Origin of the sequence: Aliiglaciecola sp. CAU 1673, assembly GCF_029223185.1 — a bacterium.
Lineage (GTDB): Bacteria > Pseudomonadota > Gammaproteobacteria > Enterobacterales > Alteromonadaceae > Bowmanella.
The window spans coordinates 301,031-323,772 of sequence record NZ_JARHUG010000001.1; the positions used below are offsets into that span (position 1 = coordinate 301,031).

The 22,742-nt window shown below is 50.9% G+C and carries 22 protein-coding genes; 14 read left to right on the plus strand and 8 right to left on the minus strand.

Going from position 1 to position 22,742, the window contains the following annotated elements; translation table 11 throughout:
- Positions 1–19: 19 nt before the first annotated feature.
- Positions 20–877 (minus strand): LysR family transcriptional regulator, encoded by an 858-nt coding sequence (locus tag P2G88_RS01185; RefSeq protein ID WP_275793774.1) that lies wholly within the window; start codon positions 875–877, stop codon positions 20–22.
- Positions 878–1,197: 320 nt separating this feature from the next.
- Between P2G88_RS01185 and gcvT the strand changes: the two genes are divergently transcribed.
- The 9 genes from gcvT to P2G88_RS01230 all read left to right on the plus strand — a co-directional run bounded on the left by gcvT (position 1,198) and on the right by P2G88_RS01230 (position 10,026).
- A complete protein-coding gene (gene gcvT / locus P2G88_RS01190; protein ID WP_275793775.1) occupies positions 1,198–2,280 on the plus strand; it encodes a glycine cleavage system aminomethyltransferase GcvT in 1,083 nt (360 codons plus the stop codon).
- Between the two features lie 151 nt (positions 2,281–2,431).
- The gene (gene gcvH / locus P2G88_RS01195; RefSeq protein ID WP_275793776.1) at positions 2,432–2,821 is read left to right on the plus strand and encodes a glycine cleavage system protein GcvH; all 390 of its coding nucleotides are present in this window, start codon (positions 2,432–2,434) and stop codon (positions 2,819–2,821) included.
- A gap of 108 nt (positions 2,822–2,929) precedes the next feature.
- A complete protein-coding gene (gene gcvP, locus P2G88_RS01200; RefSeq protein WP_275793777.1) occupies positions 2,930–5,821 on the plus strand; it encodes an aminomethyl-transferring glycine dehydrogenase in 2,892 nt (963 codons plus the stop codon).
- Between the two features lie 606 nt (positions 5,822–6,427).
- Positions 6,428–7,399, plus strand: a complete 972-nt coding sequence (locus P2G88_RS01205; protein ID WP_275793778.1) for a DUF4365 domain-containing protein — start codon at positions 6,428–6,430, stop codon at positions 7,397–7,399.
- 92 nt (positions 7,400–7,491) lie between these two features.
- Positions 7,492–8,103 (plus strand): hypothetical protein, encoded by a 612-nt coding sequence (locus P2G88_RS01210; RefSeq protein WP_275793779.1) that lies wholly within the window; start codon positions 7,492–7,494, stop codon positions 8,101–8,103.
- Between the two features lie 173 nt (positions 8,104–8,276).
- On the plus strand, positions 8,277–8,525 hold the full coding sequence (locus P2G88_RS01215; protein ID WP_275793781.1) for a type II toxin-antitoxin system Phd/YefM family antitoxin: 249 nt from the start codon (positions 8,277–8,279) through the stop codon (positions 8,523–8,525).
- Entirely contained in the window at positions 8,525–8,941 is a 417-nt protein-coding gene (locus P2G88_RS01220; protein WP_275793782.1) for a type II toxin-antitoxin system VapC family toxin, read from the plus strand. Before P2G88_RS01215 ends, P2G88_RS01220 begins: the two co-directional genes overlap by 1 nt.
- 53 nt (positions 8,942–8,994) lie before the next feature.
- A complete protein-coding gene (locus P2G88_RS01225; protein ID WP_275793783.1) occupies positions 8,995–9,660 on the plus strand; it encodes an amino acid adenylation in 666 nt (221 codons plus the stop codon).
- Between the two features lie 117 nt (positions 9,661–9,777).
- Entirely contained in the window at positions 9,778–10,026 is a 249-nt protein-coding gene (locus P2G88_RS01230) for a type II toxin-antitoxin system CcdA family antitoxin (RefSeq protein WP_275793784.1), read from the plus strand.
- A 47-nt stretch (positions 10,027–10,073) separates the two neighbouring features.
- On the opposite strand, the gene P2G88_RS01235 is transcribed toward P2G88_RS01230, so the two are convergent.
- From P2G88_RS01235 to P2G88_RS01255, 5 genes are all read right to left on the minus strand, one after another.
- The gene (locus P2G88_RS01235) at positions 10,074–10,355 is read right to left on the minus strand and encodes a hypothetical protein (RefSeq protein ID WP_275793785.1); all 282 of its coding nucleotides are present in this window, start codon (positions 10,353–10,355) and stop codon (positions 10,074–10,076) included.
- Positions 10,345–10,503 carry a hypothetical protein gene (locus P2G88_RS01240; RefSeq protein WP_275793786.1) on the minus strand — a complete coding sequence of 53 codons (159 nt, stop codon included), beginning with the start codon at positions 10,501–10,503 and terminating at the stop codon, positions 10,345–10,347. The genes P2G88_RS01235 and P2G88_RS01240 overlap by 11 nt, the downstream gene beginning before the upstream one ends.
- Positions 10,504–10,862: 359 nt before the next feature.
- Entirely contained in the window at positions 10,863–11,609 is a 747-nt protein-coding gene (locus P2G88_RS01245; RefSeq protein ID WP_275793787.1) for a hypothetical protein, read from the minus strand.
- 1 nt (position 11,610) lies between these two features.
- Positions 11,611–12,270, minus strand: a complete 660-nt coding sequence (locus P2G88_RS01250) for a hypothetical protein (protein WP_275793788.1) — start codon at positions 12,268–12,270, stop codon at positions 11,611–11,613.
- Positions 12,267–12,860, minus strand: a complete 594-nt coding sequence (locus tag P2G88_RS01255) for a hypothetical protein (RefSeq protein WP_275793789.1) — start codon at positions 12,858–12,860, stop codon at positions 12,267–12,269. Before P2G88_RS01255 ends, P2G88_RS01250 begins: the two co-directional genes overlap by 4 nt.
- 334 nt (positions 12,861–13,194) lie before the next feature.
- On the opposite strand from P2G88_RS01255, the gene P2G88_RS01260 reads away from it, so the two are divergent.
- Both P2G88_RS01260 and P2G88_RS01265 read left to right on the plus strand, forming a co-directional pair.
- Entirely contained in the window at positions 13,195–14,334 is a 1,140-nt protein-coding gene (locus P2G88_RS01260; RefSeq protein ID WP_275793790.1) for an AraC family transcriptional regulator, read from the plus strand.
- A 308-nt stretch (positions 14,335–14,642) separates the two neighbouring features.
- On the plus strand, positions 14,643–15,416 hold the full coding sequence (locus tag P2G88_RS01265; RefSeq protein WP_275793791.1) for a hypothetical protein: 774 nt from the start codon (positions 14,643–14,645) through the stop codon (positions 15,414–15,416).
- Between the two features lie 129 nt (positions 15,417–15,545).
- Here P2G88_RS01265 and P2G88_RS01270 read toward each other — a convergent pair whose 3' ends face one another.
- Positions 15,546–16,232, minus strand: a complete 687-nt coding sequence (locus P2G88_RS01270; RefSeq protein WP_275793792.1) for a DUF4386 domain-containing protein — start codon at positions 16,230–16,232, stop codon at positions 15,546–15,548.
- Positions 16,233–16,498: 266 nt separating this feature from the next.
- Between P2G88_RS01270 and P2G88_RS01275 the strand changes: the two genes are divergently transcribed.
- From P2G88_RS01275 to P2G88_RS01285, 3 genes are read left to right on the plus strand one after another with little or no spacing between them, the layout of a single operon-like run.
- Entirely contained in the window at positions 16,499–17,161 is a 663-nt protein-coding gene (locus tag P2G88_RS01275) for an ABC transporter ATP-binding protein (protein WP_275793793.1), read from the plus strand.
- Entirely contained in the window at positions 17,152–19,737 is a 2,586-nt protein-coding gene (locus tag P2G88_RS01280; RefSeq protein ID WP_275793794.1) for an FtsX-like permease family protein, read from the plus strand. The genes P2G88_RS01275 and P2G88_RS01280 overlap by 10 nt, the downstream gene beginning before the upstream one ends.
- Positions 19,738–19,745: 8 nt before the next feature.
- Positions 19,746–21,125 carry a VCBS repeat-containing protein gene (locus tag P2G88_RS01285; protein ID WP_275793795.1) on the plus strand — a complete coding sequence of 460 codons (1,380 nt, stop codon included), beginning with the start codon at positions 19,746–19,748 and terminating at the stop codon, positions 21,123–21,125.
- Positions 21,126–21,170: 45 nt separating this feature from the next.
- On the opposite strand, the gene P2G88_RS01290 is transcribed toward P2G88_RS01285, so the two are convergent.
- A complete protein-coding gene (locus tag P2G88_RS01290) occupies positions 21,171–22,715 on the minus strand; it encodes a hypothetical protein (RefSeq protein ID WP_275793796.1) in 1,545 nt (514 codons plus the stop codon).
- Positions 22,716–22,742: the final 27 nt, after the last annotated feature.

A 22,742-nucleotide genomic window follows, 5' to 3' on the forward strand; every position in this document is an offset into this window, starting at 1 on the left:
AAATTATCTGACAAATTTCTCAGGCAATAAGATAGCCCAGGCGCGAACGGATAAACTCCGCCAACTTGCCGCTGGCCTGACGATGTTTACCGGGCTGAATGTAGAGGTTGATGCCTACCTGTCCGAGTGTCGGCAGGGACTTGTGTTTAAGCACCGCGAGTTCGGCCGGTAGGGTACTGCGGGCAAGGACGGTCACCCCGAGGCCTTCCTTCAGTGCGGCCGTTATCCCGCCAATATCGGCATTGGTATAGCTGATGCGCCAGGAGCGCCCGGCCGATTGTAATCTTTCCAGGGCGCGTTTGCGGTAGATACAGCCGGTGGGCGCCACCACCAGGGCTAATTTGTCTTCTTCCGGGCGGTAGTTTGGGTTGGCTACCCACACCAGCTCATCACTTAACAGCATCTCGGGTTGGTCTTGGCGGGGCTCATCGGACAGCGCCAGAATCAAATCGAATTGCTTACGTCGCTCTGCTTGCAGTAAATGCTTACTTAACTCACAGGTGACTTCCAGGGTCACATCCGGATAGGCTTTATTAAAGTCACCAATAATGCTGGGTAACAGCCTGGTGGCAAATTCGCTGGGCAAGCCCAAACGCAGCTGGCCGCTTAAGGGGGTTTGCTCAAACTGGCGGAAAATATCGTCGTTCAGGGACAGTATCTGCACAGCATGTTGATAAAGTGCCAGACCATCGGCGTTGACCAACTGACGCTGCCCGGCCTTATTAAACAGCTTTTTGCCCAACTGCTCTTCCAGGCGTTTTATCTGCAAACTGATCGCCGGTTGCGAGCGACCCAAATAGTCGCCGGCCTTGGCGTAACCGCCAAGATCCACCACCGCCACAAAGGCTCTTAAGTTATCCAGTGAGAGTTGTTTCATTTTTTAGTTTCGAGTGACGAGCCCGCTTCGCTTCGAGTTGCGAGCAGATCACAGTAATACAGTAAAGAAATTGCATATATCAAAAGACCTCCATACTCTGCGTAGCTCGTAGCTCGTAGCTCGTAGCTCGTAGCTCGTAGCTCGTAGCTCGTAGCTCGTAGCTCGTAGCTCGTAGCTCGTAGCTCGTAGCTCCATCAGCATCCTTAATCTACCCGTCAAAATACATAACAAAATGTAATCTATCCATTTATATTTCCAATTTGTTGCAGTCTTGTGCTGCTCCTATAATTTGGGCCACTTATTCTTGCCAAGGGCTAACCATGACCAACAAGACAGTGCTCCACGCCAAACACCTCGAAGCCGGTGCCAAGATGGTGGATTTCCACGGCTGGGAGATGCCCATCAATTACGGCTCCCAAATTGAAGAACACCACGCGGTGCGCCGCGATGCCGGTATGTTCGACGTATCCCATATGACCATCGTCGATGTCAAAGGCAAAGGTGCCAAAGGCTATTTGCGCCATTTACTGGCCAATGATGTGGATAAGCTCAAGGTCAAGGGCAAGGCCCTGTACAGCGGCATGCTTAACGAGCAGGGCGGTGTGGTTGACGACCTTATCGTGTATTTCTTCGCCGATGACGACTACCGCCTGGTGGTGAATTCCGCCACCCGTGAAAAAGACATGAATTGGTTGATGAGCCACACAGCGGGCTTTGAGGTGACCATCACAGAACAGCCTGATCTGGCCATGATCGCCGTGCAAGGCCCCAACGCCAAAGAAAAGGTTGCCACCTTATTAAGCGACGAGCAGCTTGCTGCCGTAGCCGATATGAAGCCGTTTTTCGGTGTACAGGCCGGCGATTTGTTTATTGCCACCACCGGCTACACCGGTGAAGCGGGTTACGAGATTATGGTGCCTGCCGAGCAAGCCCCGGGTTTCTGGGATCGTCTCAAGCAGTGCGATATTCAGCCCTGTGGTCTGGGTGCCCGCGATACCCTGCGCTTAGAAGCCGGTATGAACCTGTACGGCCAGGATATGGATGAGAATACCTCTCCTCTGGCGGCCAATATGGGTTGGACCATCAGCTGGTTGCCTGAAGATCGTGATTTTGTCGGCCGCGCAGCGGTAGAAGAATATAATCGCAGCGGCAAAGAGAAGCTGGTTGGTCTGGTAATGGAAGAGAAGGGCGTGCTGCGCTCAGGTTTGACCGTCAAGACCTCAGCTGGCGAGGGCGTGATTACCTCAGGTACCTTCTCACCGACTCTTGGTTACAGCATTGCCATGGCCCGCGTCCCCGCTGGCACGGGCGATACCGCCGAAGTGGAAATGCGCAAAAAGTGGGTTACAGTAAAAGTGGTCAAACCCAGCTTCGTGCGTAACGGTAAGAAAGTCGAACAGTAAAAAAAATGGGGTCAGAGTCAGGGGTAACCTTTCAGATTCTGATCCCTGAAAAAGTAAATGGGGTCAGGATCTAAATAGATTTACTCCATAGTAAAAAATATCAATGGGGTGCATAAATCCATACTGACCCCATTTATAAAGAGGATTCCCAATGAGCAACATCCCAGCTGAATTGCGTTACACCAACTCCCATGAGTGGGTTCGTCCCGAAGGTAACGGCGTTTTCACTATCGGTATTACCGAGCACGCCCAGGAACTGCTGGGTGATATGGTGTTTGTTGAACTGCCTGAAGTGGGCAGTGCGGTCAGCGCCGGTGACGACGTGGCGGTGGCCGAATCGGTTAAAGCTGCATCTGATGTGTATACCCCCATCACTGGCGAAGTGGTAGGTGTCAACGAAGAGCTGGAAGATTCCCCGGAGCAGGTTAACAGCGACCCTTACGGTGACGGCTGGCTGTTCAAGGTTAAGGCCGAAGATCCGGCCGAGTTCGATGAGCTGATGACCGCCGAAGAGTACGAGAACAGCATCGAAGAAGATTAATGGCACGAAAAGGGGCCGGGCTAACACCCCGCCCCTTTTTTGCATCTGAAATCACACCCTGAGCCTGACTTCTCAGGGTTTCTTTTTTCAACCGAGAATTTACGCATTATGTCTGAGACCAATCTTTCCTTGTCACAACTGGAACAAAAGCAGGACTTTGTTCGTCGTCATATCGGACCGGGTGAAGGCGAAATCGCCGCCATGTTGCAGGAAGTGGGCGCCACCTCTTTGGATGACCTGATTCAGCAGACCGTGCCGGCCGGTATTCGCCTGGCCGAGCCGCTGAAAACCGGAGAGAGCCAGACAGAAGCACAGGCCCTGGCTAATTTGAAGGCCGTGGCCAGCAAAAACCAGATTTTCCGTACCCATATCGGTATGGGCTACCACGATACCCTGACGCCCAATGTGATCCTGCGTAACGTGATGGAAAATCCCGGCTGGTATACCGCCTATACCCCTTATCAGCCGGAAATTGCCCAGGGCCGCCTTGAAGCCCTGCTGAATTTCCAGCAAATGACCCTGGATCTGACCGGCCTGCAACTGGCTTCTGCCTCCTTGCTGGATGAAGGTACTGCCGCCGCCGAAGCCATGGCCCTGGCCAAGCGTGTGTCCAAGAACAAGAAGAGCAACCTGTTCTTTATTGCCGATGACGTGCATCCGCAGACTATCGATGTGGTCAAGACCCGCGCTGAAATGTTCGGCTTTGAGATTGCCGTAGGTCCGGCCATGGACGCCGACAAGCACGATGTATTCGGTGCCCTGCTGCAATACCCCGGCACCACCGGCGCTATCACCGATTTGTCGACCCTGATTGCCAACCTGCAAGGCAGCAAAGCCATTGTCGCCGTGGCCGCCGATATTATGAGCCTGGTGCTGCTCAAATCCCCTGGTGAAATGGGCGCCGATGTGGTGCTCGGTAGCGCCCAGCGCTTTGGCGTACCCATGGGCTACGGCGGTCCGCACGCCGCGTTTTTTGCCACCCGTGATGAGCATAAGCGTTCCTTGCCTGGCCGTATTATCGGCGTATCTCAGGATACCCGCGGCAAGCCTGCATTGCGTATGGCCCTGCAAACCCGTGAGCAGCATATCCGCCGCGAAAAGGCCAACTCCAATATCTGTACCGCGCAGGTACTGTTAGCCAATATGGCCTCTTTCTATGCGGTGTACCACGGTCCCAAGGGCCTGAAAACCATCGCCAGCCGTATTCACCGTTTGGCCGACATCCTGGCCTTAGGTCTTAAGCAAAAAGGCCTGGGCCTGGCCAACGCCACCTGGTTTGACACCATCACCGTCAAAGTGGATAACAAAGACGCCATCGTGCAGCGCGCCCTGGCCAAGGGCATTAACCTGCGGGTGGATCTCGACGGTATGCTGGGCGTGGCACTGGATGAAACCACTACCCGCTGTCATGTGCTCGACTTGTTTGATGTGTTTTTGGGTGAAGGCCATAAGCTGGATATCGACGCCCTGGATGCCACAGTGACCACCGAAGGCAGCCAGTCTATTCCGGCCGAGTTGGTACGTACCTCAGAGATCCTGACCCACAAGGTGTTTAACAGCTATCACTCAGAAACCGAGATGCTGCGTTATATCAAGTCTTTGGAAGACAAAGACCTGGCCCTTAACCACAGCATGATCTCTTTGGGTAGCTGCACCATGAAACTTAACGCCACTGCCGAGATGATCCCGGTGACCTGGCCCGAGTTTGGTAAGTTGCACCCCTTCGCCCCTGTGGATCAGGCCCAGGGCTATGCGCAGATGATCAACGAGCTAAGCGAAGCCCTGATTGAAATCACCGGTTACGATGCGCTGTCTATGCAGCCTAACTCCGGTGCCCAGGGTGAATACGCCGGTTTGATTGCCATTCGTAAGTACCACGAAAGCCGCAATGAAGGTCACCGTAACGTGTGTTTGATCCCAAGCTCCGCCCACGGTACCAACCCGGCCTCGGCGCAGATGATCAACTATAAAGTGGTTGTAGTGGATTGCGATAAGCTGGGCAATATCGACCTGGAAGATCTGAAGAAAAAGGCCGAGGAAGTGTCCGACAACCTGGCCTGTATTATGGTGACTTACCCGTCTACCCACGGCGTGTACGAAGAAACCATCCGTCAGGTCTGTGACATCGTGCACCAGCACGGCGGCCAGGTGTATATGGACGGCGCCAATATGAACGCCCAGGTTGGCCTGACCAGCCCAGGCTCCATCGGCTCTGACGTGTCGCACCTGAACCTGCACAAAACCTTCTGTATCCCCCACGGCGGTGGCGGCCCCGGCATGGGCCCTATCGGCGTAAAAGCCCATTTGGCGCCTTTTTTGCCTAACCATCCTGTAGTGGCGATTGACGGCACCGGCCGTAACAACGGTGCGGTATCTGCCGCCCAGTTCGGCAGCGCCAGCATCCTGCCTATCAGCTATATGTATATCAAGATGATGGGCGGCGAAGGCCTGAAGAAAGCCACCGAAGTGGCCATTCTTAACGCCAACTATATCGCCAAGCGCCTGTCCGGCCATTTCCCGGTGCTGTACCGTGGCCGTAATGACCGTGTGGCCCACGAGTGCATTATCGATCTGCGTGATATCAAGGAAGCCTCAGGAGTGACCGAGATGGACGTGGCCAAGCGTTTGAACGACTACGGCTTCCACGCGCCGACCATGAGCTTCCCGGTAGCCGGTACGCTGATGATTGAGCCCACGGAGTCCGAAGCCAAGGCCGAGCTGGACAGATTCTGCGACGCCATGATCAGCATCCGCGAAGAGATCGCCAAGGTAGAAAGCGGCGAGTGGAACGACACTGACAACCCACTGCATAACGCCCCGCATACCCTGGACGATATCCTCGACGACAACTGGAACCGCAGCTACAGCCGCAATCTGGCCGCCTACCCGGCCGAAGCGGTGAAGCGCAATAAGTTCTGGCCCAGCGTTAATCGTATTGATGATGTGTTTGGGGATCGGAATTTGGTTTGTTCTTGCCCGGCTACGGACACCTACCGATAGCCTAAAAAGTCAGTTTTTTTTAGTAATATAGTTACCTGGATAAGCTTAGACTATAACGGTAGAATTGACGTGAAATGCCCTCTTAATCGAGGGCATTTTTGTTTGTGTTGTCTGCTGGGTTGGGCGGGTATAACCGTCATCTCGAAACACCCAACCGTCATCCCGAACTCGTTTCGGGATCTCTATCAGAAAACACCACAACCCGTCGCCCTTAACTGAAACCGTCATCCTGAGTTCATCTCAGGATCTCTTAACCGCTTAGCAAAGCGTCTTGGCATACCAGCCAAATAAACAAGCCAAAAGGCAGCGCCAGATTGGCCTTCGCAGACACGACGCAAGTACTTCCATGTAGTCTCTGCCACAGCATCCATGCTGTGGAAGGTCTGCGAAGGCCAACCCGACACTGCCTCCCGCCCTTTTCTCTATCTGTAAGTAAAAGGTTTCCAGACGGACCATCTGCTTCACAGATGGCCGCTGAAACTTGGATAGGCGTAACTGAGCTAACACGGGCTATAGACTTTGCTATCTTGCAAGGTAATCTATCTTTCAAGGATAGTGAACTTGCGCGGCAGCATTAATAATGCTGTTAGGTTTTAAGGATGTTTTGTGCCTAGAAAACAGAGGTCATTAAACCAGGTAAAAGAAGACATCTCTATCAGGGTTTTGCGGGAGAAACTGCCACTAGAATGGGTTGTTCACAGTTATGGGGCTGACTACGGCATTGATTGTGTAATTGAGCTTTTTGACTTTATTGATGAAGAAAAAAAGACTGCAGAAACGCTTGGTGAAAACTTCTTTGTTCAGCTGAAGTCCTCTGATTGTATTGAGTACGCGACCAGAAAAGTGTACAGCCGGGGAAATGTAGCGAAGGGTAAATTAAACGAGGACAAGGAGGATTACACGGAAATCGAGGTTGCTAAGTTTCAGCTTGATATGTCTGATATTTTGACAATTCAATCAATGGGTATCGCAATTCCAGTTTTATTGATTTTAGTTGATACGAACTCTGAAAGGGCTTTTTTTGTTTGTCTCAACGATTACATAGACAAGGTGCTCATACCTGAGGATCCAGATTATGCATCCAAAGGAACAAAAACGATCTTCATCCCAATGGCTAATGAGATTATGAATCATGAAGATGCGCTTGTATCTTTGAGAGTCTATGGAAAACGATCAAAAATGTATGGCGCATTCTCGTTATTTAACTATCAGCTGAAAGAAATTTTGCGTATGCAAGGTAAGGCTGCGATGCCCAATATTATACCTCTTGAATACGCAATCAACATGCTCAAGAACTTTGTTGATATAGCATTAAGACAAGATATATGGTCTGGTCATGAATTTTGGAAGCCAATGGAATGGAGCCATACAGAGCTTATAGCACTTAAGGAAAAACTGCATCGAGGCATTAAAGAAGAGGATTCTGAAAAGTTTATAACATATTGCTCTGACTACATCTGGCATAGGCTGACTAATCTATCAAATATGTACGAAGAACTGGTCAGGGAGTGGTTTTTGCCTACATATCTTGCAAAGTTGACCTCTTATCCGCCCAAAGCGGACACTGATACAGCATAGAGAATCTAACGAGAGCATGTTGTAGGACTTGTTTTCGCTGTGCTCCAAACCAGCCAAAAAATGCTGGATTATCTAAAGAGAGGAACCGAACAGTGATTGAAGTTTCTGAAAGATATCTTGTTTTTGGGAAAAACAGTTTCTTAAAGGAAGTGGCTATTCCAGTCGGCGATTTGATTGGAGAAATTGCGAAGGAGTATCCGTGTACAAATGATTCCACTATAGCGATAAATCTCCGCCCTACTGCCTTTCTTACAGGGTTAGATGCCTTAATAGGAATAGCAGTATTCTTAGGGGGCTGGGCCAGCACTAAGTTCCTTGATGAAATCTATGCTGCGAAGTTGGGGCCCGCAATTAAGGGATATTTACTGCCATATGTTGAAAAGAGTGGGATTGATAAAAAGTATTCGATTTCCATTTTGGCGCGAAAGAACGGTGCTAGAGGTGCTGTCCTAATATGCTGTGTTGGTTCTTCTATTGAGGAAATTGAATCGTCAGAAAGGCATATTCCCGCTGCTCTGAGTATTGCTGAGGAATTATTGAATTATTCATTGGATGATTTCGTATACCTATATGTAATCGAAAAAGGAAAAGTCAACCTGGAACCAGTCGCCTTTGATGGCTATGAAAGTGCCATTGAAGGGCTGAAGAAGATGTATCCTGCACGATTGCCAAACCACATTAAGTCAGATTACAAGCAAAGCTGAGCACTTGATACATGCCTGATAGAGTGATCAAGGCCTAGAAGCCGTTAAAGTCAGATCTCGAACCAATTCAAACACAAGGGCGCATTTGCAGCCCCTCTTTGTTTATAACAGTTGCAAAGTAGTGGAATCGGTCGATAATTATGTAGTTATGTATCTACATTGGGGCGAGCGCCATGCGTACCTTTACCAGCAGGGAATTCAATCAGGATCCCACTTCGGCCAAACGGGCCGCCTTAAGCGGGCCGGTGCAGATTACCGAGCGGGGCAGGGTATCCCATATCTTATTGTCCATTGACCAGTATCAGCAGATGACCCATAGCGGGCAGTCCATAGTGGATCTGCTTGCCATGCCTGATGATCTGATCGATTTTGAGCCGGATAAGCTCAGTGGCAGCGGGATCACTGCAGCGGATCTGGATTGATGTTTCTGCTTGATACCAATGTGGTGTCCGAATTGCGTAAGGCCAGGTCGAAGTCGGCCAATCCAGCCGTGGTCGCATGGGCGAGCCGCCAGGCCATCCCCAGTTTATTTATCTCTGCCATCACCGTTATGGAAATCGAAATGGGGATTCTGCAAAAGGCCAGAAAGGACGCCCGGCAGGCGGCAGTGCTAAGGACCTGGTTCGAATCTCATGTGTTAACCGCCTTTTCCGGCCGTATCCTTCCCGTAGACACCAGCGTCGCCCTGCAATGCGCCAAGCTACATATCCCCAATCCCAAATCCGAACGGGACGCCATGATCGCCGCCACCGCACTGGTCCATGGCCTGACCCTGGTGACCCGCAATCTCCAGGATTTCCAGCATATTGAGGTACGGGTTTTGGATCCTTGGGGTTAAGTAGTGACAGATCGCATGTTCCAAAAATTATCCGCAAAAGAAGTACAAATCGAATGAAACTGTTATTTTCCGCCACCAATGCGCTCAATAAATGGTTGAGGGCAGATCTCCCACGGCTACCTGCCGAGCAAGGTAAGCAAGCTGGGGTGAACAGCCTGTCATCCGATGCCAACATCTTTAGTTGGCAGGTGCATATTATCGACAACCGTTATCGGTCTTTTGAAAAGACCATTGTTGCCTGTGAAGCCAATAGTCGCTTTACGTTTTTCCTGCCTGTGCAGGAGCCTTTATCGCTACAAGAACTCACGCCGATATTGCAAATGCAATGGCAGGCAGTAATGGCGGAGACGCTGGAAGAATTTCGTTTGCTGCCTACCAGTGAGATAGCGTTGTTGCTAAGTGATCTTTCAGATATCCAGTTAGAAGCTGAGTGGGTGAGGAATACGGACCTTAGTATCAATGCTCATATCAGCGATGCCGGATATTGGGTAACCGATACCTTGAGCGATCGAAAACTTTCACGAGTAACGCCGGACTTGGCATTAGAACTGGCTATTTTCCTGAACACCCAAATCAGACGGCAAAAACAACGTAAAGAGCAGTTTATTCCGCTACAGCGGTTGTTTGAGTATTGCGTAGCGTTGATTGCTGACAATCATAGTGAGCAAGGTGTCGGTGGCGAAAATGTGATTAACCTGAGGGATTACAGAGGCAGGTAGAAAGACGCTAATATGTTCACCGTTACTGATAGACCAATATTACGGAAGTGCCAGGCCAATGTGTGCATCGTATGTGAAATATGATTGTGTATAGTTTTTTTAGGCCTTGGGGGTCAGATGCCCTTATCTAGCAGCCAATCGTCGGAGCCGAAAAAGCGTACCGACCTTTCGATCAGCGAAGCAGTATTGCTTGAGGCTAAGGCTTTGGGCATCAATCTGTCGCAATCCGCTGAAGTAGGTATTCGACAAGCCATCACCAGTGCCAAGCGCGAGCAGTGGCTGGCCGAGAATGAGAGTGCTATCAATAGTTCCAATGCCTTTGTAGAACAAAGCGGGATGCCTTTGGCGCAGTATCGTTATTTCTAATTTCACCCAGTAGAGAAATATCAGCCGCGAAATTGGTTAAATGTTTCTTAAAAATCAACAACCTGCCTGATTATATCGGCTAGTGGTTGCAGGTTTCCATTGTATCCGGCGATATAAGCCGAGACCCATACGTCCTTCGAGATTTTGGGCCAGGTGATGTCGTGACCTAGGGTAAAGAGCAGTTGTTCAAAGAAAAATCGTTGGGTTGCGGTGAAGGCCGCTTCGGCCTGTGCCAATTCCTTATCATTATGCAAATCAAGGAGATTGATAAGGATGGTGGTACCGGGATAACAATAAGGATCTTGTTCGGCGCCGTACTTATCGCGCATATTTGCGACGAAGCTCGGCAATAGACTTATTGCGATCCTCTTGTTTTAAGGCCATGCCCTCGTAAGCCAAACTGGTTTCATAGTTTTCCATTTTGGGGATGAACTTAGCGCCGTCTTTTTTTGGGGTTTTAGCGGCTGGATGTGCCATGGATAACTCCAAGTGGCAATTTGTCATTTGTTACGACAATTTTACCCTACTTTTCAAGCCTCCCAAAAAAGATTTAGTTTGGACCATGCGATCATGGGGTAAGAGTTGTTGAATCGAACGGACAACTGGCAGGGAATCAAAAACTCAGAGTCACTGAAGCAGCAACCTTGATTCAAATCCCATACGCTACTCGGGTCTTGTAATGGCAAAACCAGCCAATCATTCAAGCTGCGTCCCGCAGTGGCAGGCTCCCATCGAGGCTTTATTGGCGGCCGCTTGATTACGACCGTTCTTTTTTGATTCATACAGGGCGATATCAGCGCTTGCCGGCTTCTTTGCTGAATGGCGTTACCCCCCCATTAATGAATGAGCTCAATCTGTTGTTTGATGCCTTCTTCAAAGGAGTACATGAAGCCGTAACGCCCGGAAATGGTCAGTTCAATATTTCTGGCTATCAACGGGCCGTCAGCCACTAAAGGTTCATACCAGGTATCAATCACAAAACGTTTGATTGTTGCCAGCGTACTTGGGTGAAAAGGGTCCAGATTCGTAAAGCTCATTCTGCAGAAGCGGTTTGTGTGCTTATCAATTCGCACAAAGGCAACGAGATACTCGTCAAAGTTACTGTCCGGTTCTTCATCGTCATTGCGCTTTTCATCGTTAGCGGCTGAAGTGTAGAGGTCCATATCGCCCTTAAATACCCAGTAGTCTGCCTCCTCTTCATAGAAGCTTAACTTTAAGGTATCGATTATGGCGGGTGTCAGCACAAAGGGACTGGGTAAGTTGACGTCGGCCAATGATTTGCCGGAGACCGACACAACACGCCAGCGTGTATCCGCCGGCTGAGCAGGGTCAAAACGCATATGGGTTTGATTACCTTCTGTGTCTGATAGTGTTTTGTCGTAGGCCGTATTCTCGAGACTCTGACTCAGCGCTTGTCTGCTGATGAGGTCTTGTTTGGCAGTCTGCAATGCCGCCATCGTCTGAATTTCGTTTGCAGTGTGCGGGGCGTTTTCCGCCTGCGCCAATGATGCACAAGTCAGGCAGCAAAGCACCCAAGTCACACACAATCTGAAAGAGCGTCCAGGGAATAATAAAGAGTTCAAACTACTTGCTCCTTTGTAAACGCGGATAAGCGAAGCGATAGATAATGGTGAGCACAAACACCGTGATAATAGGCATCAACAGTACCGGTGGGGTGCGTAAGCTATCCGGCAGGACGTGATTGTTTCCAAGAAAAAAAACCGTCGTGGCGATTAACATCGACGAGCCCATTCTGGTGAGATGACGTGTAACTCGTAATCTGTTGGTTAATCTTCCCTGTCTAATTTGTTTAATGTCGCCGAAGATAAACAATAAGGCGCACACACCGATAAAGGCATAGCCCGCATAGGGCGGTTCTGTCGCAGGGTAGGGCCAGTTAAGCATGGTGCCCAAAACAGCTAACGCGAAACAAGTGGTGCACAGCAACCCACTCATGGCCAGCTCTAACTTGGCCCTGATCTGTGTTGCGGGTAGCGTAGGTCTGGCGGCGAGCCCGCCTGTTATGACTAAATAAAGCGCAAAGGCAGACAGCACGAAGGTAAACTGAAGCTCGCGCACATAAGATAAGTAAAAGCCGCTCAGGCAAAGCAGTAACATGGATGCGATGTAAACCACACCGGCTTGTTTATGGATGCGGCTTCCCTTGGTTACAAACAGTGCGGTGAATCCCGCAAAGACTGCACAACAACCGACGGCAAAGTGCAGCAATGCAACTATGTTCATTGCTTATTCCCGGCAGGCGTCTTCAGCAAGGCAAAGCCCATGCAGATAAACCACAAAATCTGAGATAAACCAAAGGCATCTTTGAGTTCGGGAAGTGCCTGAATAAGCGTTAGTACGCCAACTAAACCAACCACTACACCGAATAGGTTAAGCAACTTTGAAAGCTGTGCTGTTTTCAATCCGTAAACGCTTAACATCAATACCCACATGCCGCCGACTAATTCGATACCGCCACCCAGGCCGTTCACCACAGTGGTATAAACGTAAAACACGGTTTCGGCATGAGGGCTTCCTTGTGAAAACAAGTTAACCATGGTGTTTAAGCCAACCAGCGCCATCATCCCTGAGCACATCATTAACACCACCCAAATCAGGCCGAATGCAGTGGCAAAGTTAAGCAAGTACGACGATGTACTTTTTAGACGGGCGTGGGTGGCCTGCACCGACACTAGCAGTAAAATGCCGAATATCAGATAGCCGATGATGTTAGCGAGGCTGAGCATGGATTGTTGTGCGGCAATGTAGGCGATTTTATTGCTGACGGTGCCTGATTGAGGTATGGACAAGAGCACCCCGTAGATCAAAAACATCGCAACGTAGCAAAGCGGCATGGCAAAGTAAGCGCTTGCTCCCCATCGAAGGATTGAATGAATTGACGTATTTGGGTAAGTCGCCTCGGGATACATGGTTATCGATTCCTTATTGCTAAATTGACAATGGATGAACAGGATATGGATAACTATGTCTCAATTCGTCTTTTCCATTTAACGAGGACAATTTTTTTGTTTCTGACATGAGCGTGATTTGTGTGTTTTTTTGCACAATGTCATCTGTCAGGCTGAATGTCTGTCCGCAATACGTAGGGAAGACAAAACATCACGCCATTATGCTAATTTAACGCCATGCAGAGTCAGGATGGTTTTTATGCCTCAGGTTTTTTTGGCAATCGCTGCCATGGCAGTGGCAAGCTTTACGTTGTTAGTACTGCTGTTTCAAGGGCCGTCCCAGTCTAAAAGCCCTTTAATGCTGGTGTTGCTGTGTTTGTTTTGTGTATCAACCGGGCCAGTGGTGTTTACGTTCTTTCCATCGCTCAAGCAGCTTTATATCAGCGCACTTCCCCTGCTGTTCTTCACCTTGCTACCCGGTATATGGTTTTATCATGAAGCGCTAACGGCGCAGGGGCAGTGGGGCTGGAAGTGGGATATGTGGGAGCACATTGCGCCACTGCCGGTAGCCGGTTTGCTGGGGATCGCCCTAATATTGCTTCCCAGCGCTGCGTTTAACGCCATGTTTTTCGCTGAGTACCCCGGTGATGACAGTTGGATAACCATTCTTTCCATGGCCTTTTTTGCTGCTGTTGTCATCTGGTGCGTATTGAGCTGCTTCTATCTCATCAAGCTGAATTTGCGGAGCGCAGATTACAGAAGACGGCTAAAAGATGTGTACTCAAATGAGCAGGGAAAAAGCCTCAAATGGTTAAGCGGTATCTCCTTACTTATCGTCCTTGCCTGGGTGTATGCGCTGGTTGTACTGGCTTTTGAGGACAGATTGGCGTTTATCGGCCTGTCCGAAACTGGTGTGCTGGTGCTATTGGTGGTAATTGTGTGGGTAATCTCTGCGAATGGATTACGGCAGCGTCCGGGCTTTGAGGAGGCGTCCCTACCTGAAAAGGCGGTATCGCCACAAAAGAGCAAGAAAACTTATGAGCGCTCAGCATTAACGAGTGACGATTTATCACATATCGCCGCCAAGTTAACTGCCGCCATTCAAGGTGCAAATGCCCACCTTGATCCTGACTTAACCCTGGCGAAACTTTCCGCATTAACCGGCGAGCCACCACAATATGTTTCGCAGACGTTGTCCCAACACCTCAACACAACGTTTTTCGACTTTATTAATTTCGCCAGAATTGACCATGCCAAGCGCTTACTGGTTGAAAGCAACCAGTCGGTTCTGGATATTGCCCTGGCCACGGGGTTTAATTCCCGGTCATCCTTCTATAAAGCGTTTAAGCAATATACGGGGTTAACACCGAGTCAGTATCGTAGCGCGCAAAAAACATAATCACTGTTTCACAGGGGGCCGCCGAAACCGGGCTATGGATGCTACGTCATTTGACGACTCGGGTTTATCTTGGCAAAAACCGGCCGCGTTTTAAGCCAGGGCCTGCATTTGCAGAACCCTAGTCTTTATAGACGGTTGCCTGATTGCGGCCGTTCTTTTTCGATTCATACAAGGCGATTTTCGCTGGGTAAATTAGGGATCGACCCTAAACACATCACTATTTGTTACAGATTGTCATCAAACTGGTAAAACCTTGGCTCTACCACGTGCAGTATAGTTTCAAGAAATCCTGTTCCCTGGTGCACCCAATGCGCAAGACTCAATTGCTGTTCTTCTCCTTTCTCTTTGTTTCTGGTGGGATATTGGCTGACGCGATATCAAAGGTTCCCACAGGGAAAGTATTTCTCTATACAAAATCAAACATGGATGGAACTAACGAAGGAAATATTGCGGTTTACTATCGTGATGCCTACGAAATTGAGTCATTTAAATGGCACGACGGTAATCATTCGGCAACTGTTGTCAGGGCGCTGATTAATCCTGATACCTTAAATGTCAGGCAGTTCGAAGCATATCGGCTGAAGGCCGACGGAACCAAACAACCCGGTGCTGAGCTAACTGAAGTTAATGATAATGAACTTAAAGGCATGATTGGAAATCAAGCTTTGCAGCTTAATGTTGAAGGCCGTGCTTGGCATAGTTATGACTTTGATTTTTCCAGTCTCGCATATGCCTATCGTTTTTTGGATGATAAACAAGACGGCCTCATATTCGACATTATAGATATCGATTTCAGTGGGGAAGCTGCACAACTGAAAGTCTTTGGCAAAGTACAAATGGAGTATGCTGGCAAAATAACCCGAGATGGGAAGTCTTTGCTTGAGTTCAACATTGATGGTCCCGGTCTCGATAACCGTGGCGGCCAAATCTGGTTCAATGAGAAAACAGCAGAGATGTACGGCCTGACCATTGAGAAGCCAGACGAGTCAAGCTACAACTCAAACCTAATGCGTTTACGAATGCAAATGGATGCCAACGAAGAGCAATGGCAAGCCTATAAATTAAAACAATTGAACCCCTGACAGGACGACAGCTAATGGTACTGCCAAGCGCATGTAAGCTATCGGATCGGCGGTTGTATTTATTGCCGCTTGGGTTGGGGAAATAAAAAGGCGAGCATCCTGCTCGCCTTCTTCTGTTCGAGAATATGTCTAAGGGTGTTGGGCAGGCCTTTCTTTTACCCCCATCACCAGCAGCCACAGGCAGGTGCCAATTTCTCCCAGTGAGGCGGGTTTACTGATAAAACCGGGCAGCGAAACATCAGGGAAGAGCAGGGTGCCGAGGAACAGGGTCAGGTAGCCGAAGCAGCCCACCATCAGCAGAATGCCTAAGATTTTGGGCATACAGCCGGATTTAAAAATCAGAAAACCTAAGGGAAACAACCAAAGCCCCCAGAAGATTTGCACCACCTTTATGCCGTTGTTGTAAGAGTGCAGTAACAGCATCACTTGTGCTTGTATTTGTTCGGCACTGAGTGCACTTAGATAAGGCGCCCCGCTTAACAGGGTTAATACATCGACTTTATTGATCATATTAAATAGTGAGATGGGCGCACTGACGGCCGCCAATATCACCATTAAGATTGCCGCAGTGCGGTTAACCTCTTTGAACAGCGCAAACATGAGAAAGGGCAGTATCAAGAAAAAGATATAGCTAAACACACCGGCAACGATGCCCGAACGGTACAAAAGCTCGGATGACATAATGTTGCTGACCGTAGTGGCTGCATCCCCCCAAGCAATGAGTTGAGAGGGAACATAGAGCAGATTAAATATTCCGGTTAAAACAACGAGCAGGTAGACAACACCTGCTAATCGGGCTGTGCTTTTCTTGGTCATGCTTTGTCTCTTTAAATCTTCAAGGTTTCCACGCTGCCCACAGTAATTTCATGGGCTCAGACCGAAAGAGTGACATAACAAAAGCTGAAAAAAGCGTCGAATTCGGAATTCGACGCACATTTCTGGTGACTTTTATCCGGATTTAATACCAGCAGCCGTACATGGAGCTAGGCAGGAGCACGAGTTTTTGTGGGTAGAGCCTTTCACCACCATTTCACCAGCCCCTTTATAGACTGCGTCCCATCTTGTTAAAGACGGGAATAAACATGGCCATTGCACTGAATGTTTCGGGACTGACCCACCGCATTGATATCGGTAAGGCGCAGCCATTGGCGCTGCTGGAAAACCTGAGCCTGGAAATTAGCGCCGCTTCACAGGTGGCCATTGTCGGCGCGTCGGGCTGTGGCAAAACCACTTTGCTGAGTTTACTGGCGGGACTGGAGCCGCTGCAAAGGGGTGAGCTGCGCTTTACTTTTAATCATCAGCCACTGAGTGTTGGCGACCTTGCCCGCCATAGCGGTTTTGTATTCCAGCAGTTTCATTTAATTCCTGAGCTCGATGCCCTTAACAATGTGGCGCTGCCCCTTAAACTTCGCGGCGACCGGCAGGCGCTGGATAAAGCCGGCCATTGGCTGGAGCGGGTGGGGCTTTGGGAGCGGCGGACGTTCACTGTGGCCAAGCTAAGTGGCGGCGAGCAGCAGCGGGTAGCCATTGCCCGGGCGCTGGTGACCCGGCCCGGCATCGTCTTTGCTGATGAGCCGACCGGCAATCTGGATGAGCAAACGGCGGCGCAGGTGAGCCGCTTGATGCAGGACTGTTGCCGTGAACAGCAATCCAGCCTGGTGATGATCACCCATAACCCGGCACTGGCCGCGCAGTTGGATAGGGTCTATCGCCTGCAAAACGGGAGATTAACGCCATGTCGTTAGCACAGATGGAGTCGGGCCAAGCCACCCAAACATCGCCATCCGCCAATCAGGGGGTAAAGCGCCAGCTGCTTGGCCTGACCCTGGCCTTTTTAATCCGCCAGACCCGGCAAAAACAGAATCTGGTGCAGCTGCTGACGTTGGCGCTGCTGTTCTTTTACCTGAGTTTTATCACTTTGGTGGGTAGCGGCGCCCAGCAATTTTTACAGGCTAATCTTCAGGAGCTGCTGGGGGCGGACTCGGTGCTGCATAGCTTTCGGCCCTTGCCACAGGAGTCCCTTAGCAAGCTGCAAGCAAACGTCACCAAGCTCAGTGAAACCCGAAGTATTGAGCTAAGCCTGACCCACAAGCCGGCCGGTTCGGCGGACAAGCCCTTGGCCCAATGGACCCAGCTTAAGCTGGTGGATAACCATTATCCGGTGCATGGACAGGTGCAGATCAGTACCAGTCGCTCTTTGCTGGCGAAGCCCATTGCCAGTGGCCCCGCGCTTGGGGAAATCTGGCTGGAGCCCAGGCTGGCCTCGGCCCTTGGCATAAATCTGGGGGATACGCTGATGCTTGGTGATAGCAGGCTACGCTTTTCGGCCTTGCTGCTGGGCGAACCCGACCGTTTACTGGAAGGCCATTCCAGTGAAATGCGCGCTATGGTGACGAGGGCCAGTCTCGAGGGATTTCTGCAGGTTAAGGCCCTTAAGGCAAAAGACCATCGCTATTTAATTGCCCATGACCCTCAAGCCCTGGAAGCCCTTAAAGCCGTCACCCGGCAGCACAGCGATTTTTCCCTGATCAGCCAGGCCCTGGGCAATCATCCCCTGGCCGGGCTTTGGCAGCGGGTGGAGAAATTTACCGGGTTGGTTACCGTGCTGTTAGTGGTACTGGGCGCCATTATTCTTACCCTTAGCAACCAGAGCGTGATGGCGCCCATAAGGCGTTTTTGCGCCATTTGCCTGGCCAATGGCATGGCCAGGCGTCACTGCTATTTACTGGCCGTTACCGGCAGTGCTTTTATGTTGCTGATTAGCCTGGTGCCCAGTGTGCTGTTAGCGGTGATGGCGGCAGAGGTTAGCGAGTCACTGCTAGGTGCATTGGGCGTGGATCTTCGCCTTGACTGGCAGGTGGGCGCCTTGTTAAAGGCCTTACTGATGGCCGGATTGCTGTTTCTGTGTCTGACCCTGCCGGCCTGGCTACGGGTGGCGCTAACGCCAACCCGAAGCCTGTTAAATCTGTCTCACCAGCCCAAGGGGCTTGGGGCGCTGTCCATCGCTTTGCCGCTTGTGGCGGTAGCCGCTTTGGTACTGTGGTATTCCGACAACTGGTCCTTGACCACCTTTTTGCTTACCACCCTTGTGGCTTGTTTGGCACTTTTGGTGCTTTTAACCTGGGTCGTACTCGGTCTTGGCAAATGGACCTTAACCAGCCGCGCCCATTTGCTGGGCTTTGCGCTGTACCTGATGCAAAAACGTATCTGGGTGAAAGGCGCGCAGATAATTGCCCTGGGCCTGAGTTTGACCCTGCTATTACTATGCGCGCGCATCAGCCAGGATGTCACCGATGTGCTGGAGCAACTGTCTTATCGCGATCAGGGCAACCTTATCGTCAGCCGGGTGGACGAGGTACAAAAGCAGGCTCTGACAGAACTTGCACAGCGTCACCAGGGGAAGGTCAATCCGCTGTTTGCCTATCAATACGCCCAGCTTACCCATATCAATGCCGTCCCCTTGAAGGATACCGGCCTGTCGCCCAGTGAATCGTTGTCGCACGTGGCAAGGCCTGTCCGGTTGCACTGGCGCGATAAGGTGCCAGGCAATAACCGTCTGCAATCGGGCCAGTGGCAAGCCGGGGGCAATAACACCGACAGCGCCAAGAGCTGGCCGGTCTCGGTGGAGCAGGAAGTCTTTGAAGACCTGGGACTTCATCTTGGCGATACCCTGAGCATGCAGTTAGGCGAACAACAAGTGCAGCTGCAAGTGGCCTCTACCCATAACTTTGTGGCGGGAGGGAGTTTGGTAACCTTCTGGTTTGTGCGCCAGGCCGACTCCCCCGTTAAAGGGGCCGATGTCTGGTATATGGGCGATATGGACCTTAGCGAAGCGGCCCTGGCGTCATTGGGTGAGCTATGGCAAAGCCATCCAGGTATGCGCCTGGTGCCGGTAGAGACCTTGCTCAGCAAAACCCGTTTGTACCTGAATATACTGGTGGGGCTGGTGCTTACTCTTAGCCTGTTTATGGCGTTACTTAGCAACCTGCTGATGGCCGCCGCCATCCAGTTGCATATGCAGCAAGATGCCACCCGCAATGCCCTGATTCTAAGCTTTGGCCTGGCCAATAAAGCACGGTTGAAATTGATTGCCTATGAATGGGGCATTATCACCTTGCTGCCGGCCATCGCCGCCACCGCCTGTGTGTATTTCTCCATGCAGGCCTTCTATACCCATGAGCTGGGTATGCCCTATCAGGCCAATTTCTGGATATTGAGCCTGGAGGCGACATTGATGGCCCTGGGTATTGCTTCTGCAGGTATGTGGATGACCAGACGCCAGCTTAAGCAGCCGGTACGACAATTATTCAGCGAACAATAGGACAAACAATGAAGTGGTTATGGAAGGGATTGCTAGGTGTTGGCGGCTGCGTGCTGGTGTCTTGTGCAAGCGCCAACATGCTGGTCAGCGCCAAGCCCCTGGTGTGGGTACAGGAAAATCAGCAAAGCCGGTTGCTACTGCCCGAGAAGGAGCAGTTATTGATACTGGATCAGACGATGCATGGCTTTACCCCTGTTAGCAGCATCAACACCCGGGACAAGGGTATTGTCGCCATGGCAATGGCCCGGCTGGGGCCGGTTTCTAAGCCAGTGTTTGTGGCTGAACGGGGGATTTTAACCTTAAAGAATGGCATTCCTGAGGTATTGGTTGCCATCGAGCACCTCTATCAGGGGCTTGCCGACTATGGCTTGGGCACCTCAATGCAGCACATCGAGTTTGTTTTTGAGCTAAACGGAGATGGCTTGAGTGACTTTATCCTGCCCGGCTTTGGCACCCTTAAGCTGGCGCTGCAAAAGCCCGGAGGCCAATTTACAATACAGGAGCTGGCCTTGTCGCAACACCGTCAATTAGCGTTGCTGCGCAATGAAAGTCCGAGCCTGACTCTCTCACTGCCCCATGGGTTTACTCCTTTGGGTGCCGATGGCGGATTCCTGTTTGCCTATGGCGGGCAACTCTGGACGTTGACGGCAAAGGCAAATAAGGACGGGCAGTCCTGGCAGGTTGAGCCTTTTCCATCTGTGTTAGATGGCCCCGGTAAGCATAACCGCTTTGCCAGGTTGGCCGATATGAACGGCGATGGGCTGACGGACTTGTTGGTGCAAGTCAGCGCAGAAGGGGAAAACGACAGTAAAGGTTTGCATCTTTATCTTGGACAGCGAGACAGCCTGGGGCAATTTGGTTTGGCGCCAAAGCCCGGCGGCGCTATCTCTGCCGAGGGCGAACTGGTGGACTTTGATCTTGGCGATTTTAACGGCGACGGCAAATTGGATCTGTATACCCTTAGCGCCGATCTGGGAATAGGCAGTGTGTTATCGGTGCTGGGCGGCAGTGGTATGGATATGCAGATCCAGATCTACCTGCAAGGCCAACAGGGGCAATTCACGCCGGCGACATCGGCCAGCCAATCCACCGAGTTTGCCTTTGATACGCAGAATATGCATTTTGGCACCCGGATCGTCGCCGCGCCATTTCGAGACGTTGGCCAGGCTGATCTGCTGTATCTGTCCGACGGCCAGACCCTGAAGTTGGCCCATGGAGACCGCAAAAATGGCCTCAGGGGTAAGGGCCAGAAGGTGGCAAGTAGCCAGGCCAAGCAGGGCGACTGGTTTGTGGCCCTGGACGCTGATCAAGACGGCGTTTGGGAGTTGTATATCAAAGCTTATGAGGATGGTCGGCTGCAACGTCTCAGACAAATCACAAGCCAATAAGCTGGTGTCCGCCACTGGCTAGCAGCTCAATGCATCCATGTTTTATTAGTCTAACCGGCGCTGGCCCTTTTCCTTATGAGCCTTTTGCAGCGCCTGCAACTGCACAAGCTGCCCGGCACTTAGCTGGATGCGCGTGAGCATATCTTGCAGGCTGTTGTATGGCCCGTTCTGTTGTCTGTCTTCCAGCAAGTGGTTGATGTTTTTCTCTGAGAAGATCCCAAGTAACGTCAGTTCGGCGGCGTTGGCGCTATTGAGGTTGACCGCGAGGGAATGCTTGTTACCGCCCCAGGGGGCTGAAGCGATGGCGGTCTTCTCCTGCAATAGCCAAAGGGGCGCGCCCAGCCCAGCATGCAGTGTGACCTTGGCCGCTGTCAGTGCTTCGGACTGGCGTTTTAAGGCCTCATCTGCCTGACGATAAAGGGGAATATAAGCTTCTATATCGCCGCTGGCGCCTGCGGACAGCATGGACTCAAACAGGGATTGGTATTCGTTAGTGATGGTTGTGCCATAGGTGGTGGCTACAAAAGAATGCTGGGCTGCCTGGCCATAAGCAGCATCTGTGTCTGCCAGGCGCTGCAACAGTGCAAGATATTCACTGTCAGCGCCGTCACCTGACCATTTCAATCCTTGAAGTGCCTTAAACAGCAAGCTGAAATGGGCTTTGGCTTTGGGCAGCCAGTTAGGATCGCTCGGGTCCAAGGCAGATAATTCGGGACTGACAGCGAGACGGTAGAATAAGGTGGCAAGCACCCCTTCGGATGAGAGCATGGCCTGGCCGTTTTTAAGCTTGGACGGATAAAATTGGGAAGAGAGAATTTGCTGCCAATAAGCCTGCTTGTCATCGCTGGCTAAGGGGCTGTGTTTTTCATGCACAAACACGTTGTGCTGCACGCCCCAAAGGCGGTAGCGGCCGTCTATCCTTGAGAACCAATGATTGGCAAGGGTGGGTGTTAATCGTCCCTGATTACGTGCCTGAAATTGAGGCTGCTGCATCAATACCGATGCCAGGGTTTGCAGGTGAATAGCAAAACCCTCATCAAAGGCGGTGGCATAATCGGTTACTGCAAACACATTGTGAAATGTGGCCGAAGGGGATAGCGGGTAGCCATTCATCAGTCTGCGCAGGAAAACATGTCCCATTTCATGGGCAAATATCTCCAAAAAGGCACCTTGCTCGATGTCTTTTGTGGAGACGGTCATATCTACAAAATGCAGCTTACAAAAACTAGCCTCGCCAGAGTCGCTTTGCAGCCAAAAGCCATAACGGGCATATCCGCCATCTTCCTCAGACAGATAAAGCAAGCTGGCAGATGAGAGCCCGCCACAAGTGCGGCTGTCACCGGTCATTTGTGCAGATAGCGCATCCAGCTCCAGAATCAGCTCGGCAAAGGGTTGGCGCAGATTATCCTGGATCTGCGCTGTCAGCGCAGAGGGTGGGGCAACCTGCAGCACCGGATACTGGCCCTTTCCGTCAGGGCCGCTGCGAGCTTCCCCTGCGTTAGCCAGTATCACCAAAGGGTGGGCGGAACCAGCAAATGCGCCAAGAGAAAGTACAGAAAGTAAGGTTAAGGTTATGAATTTCAGCAACATATTAAAATTTACCGGGCCGCAATTTGG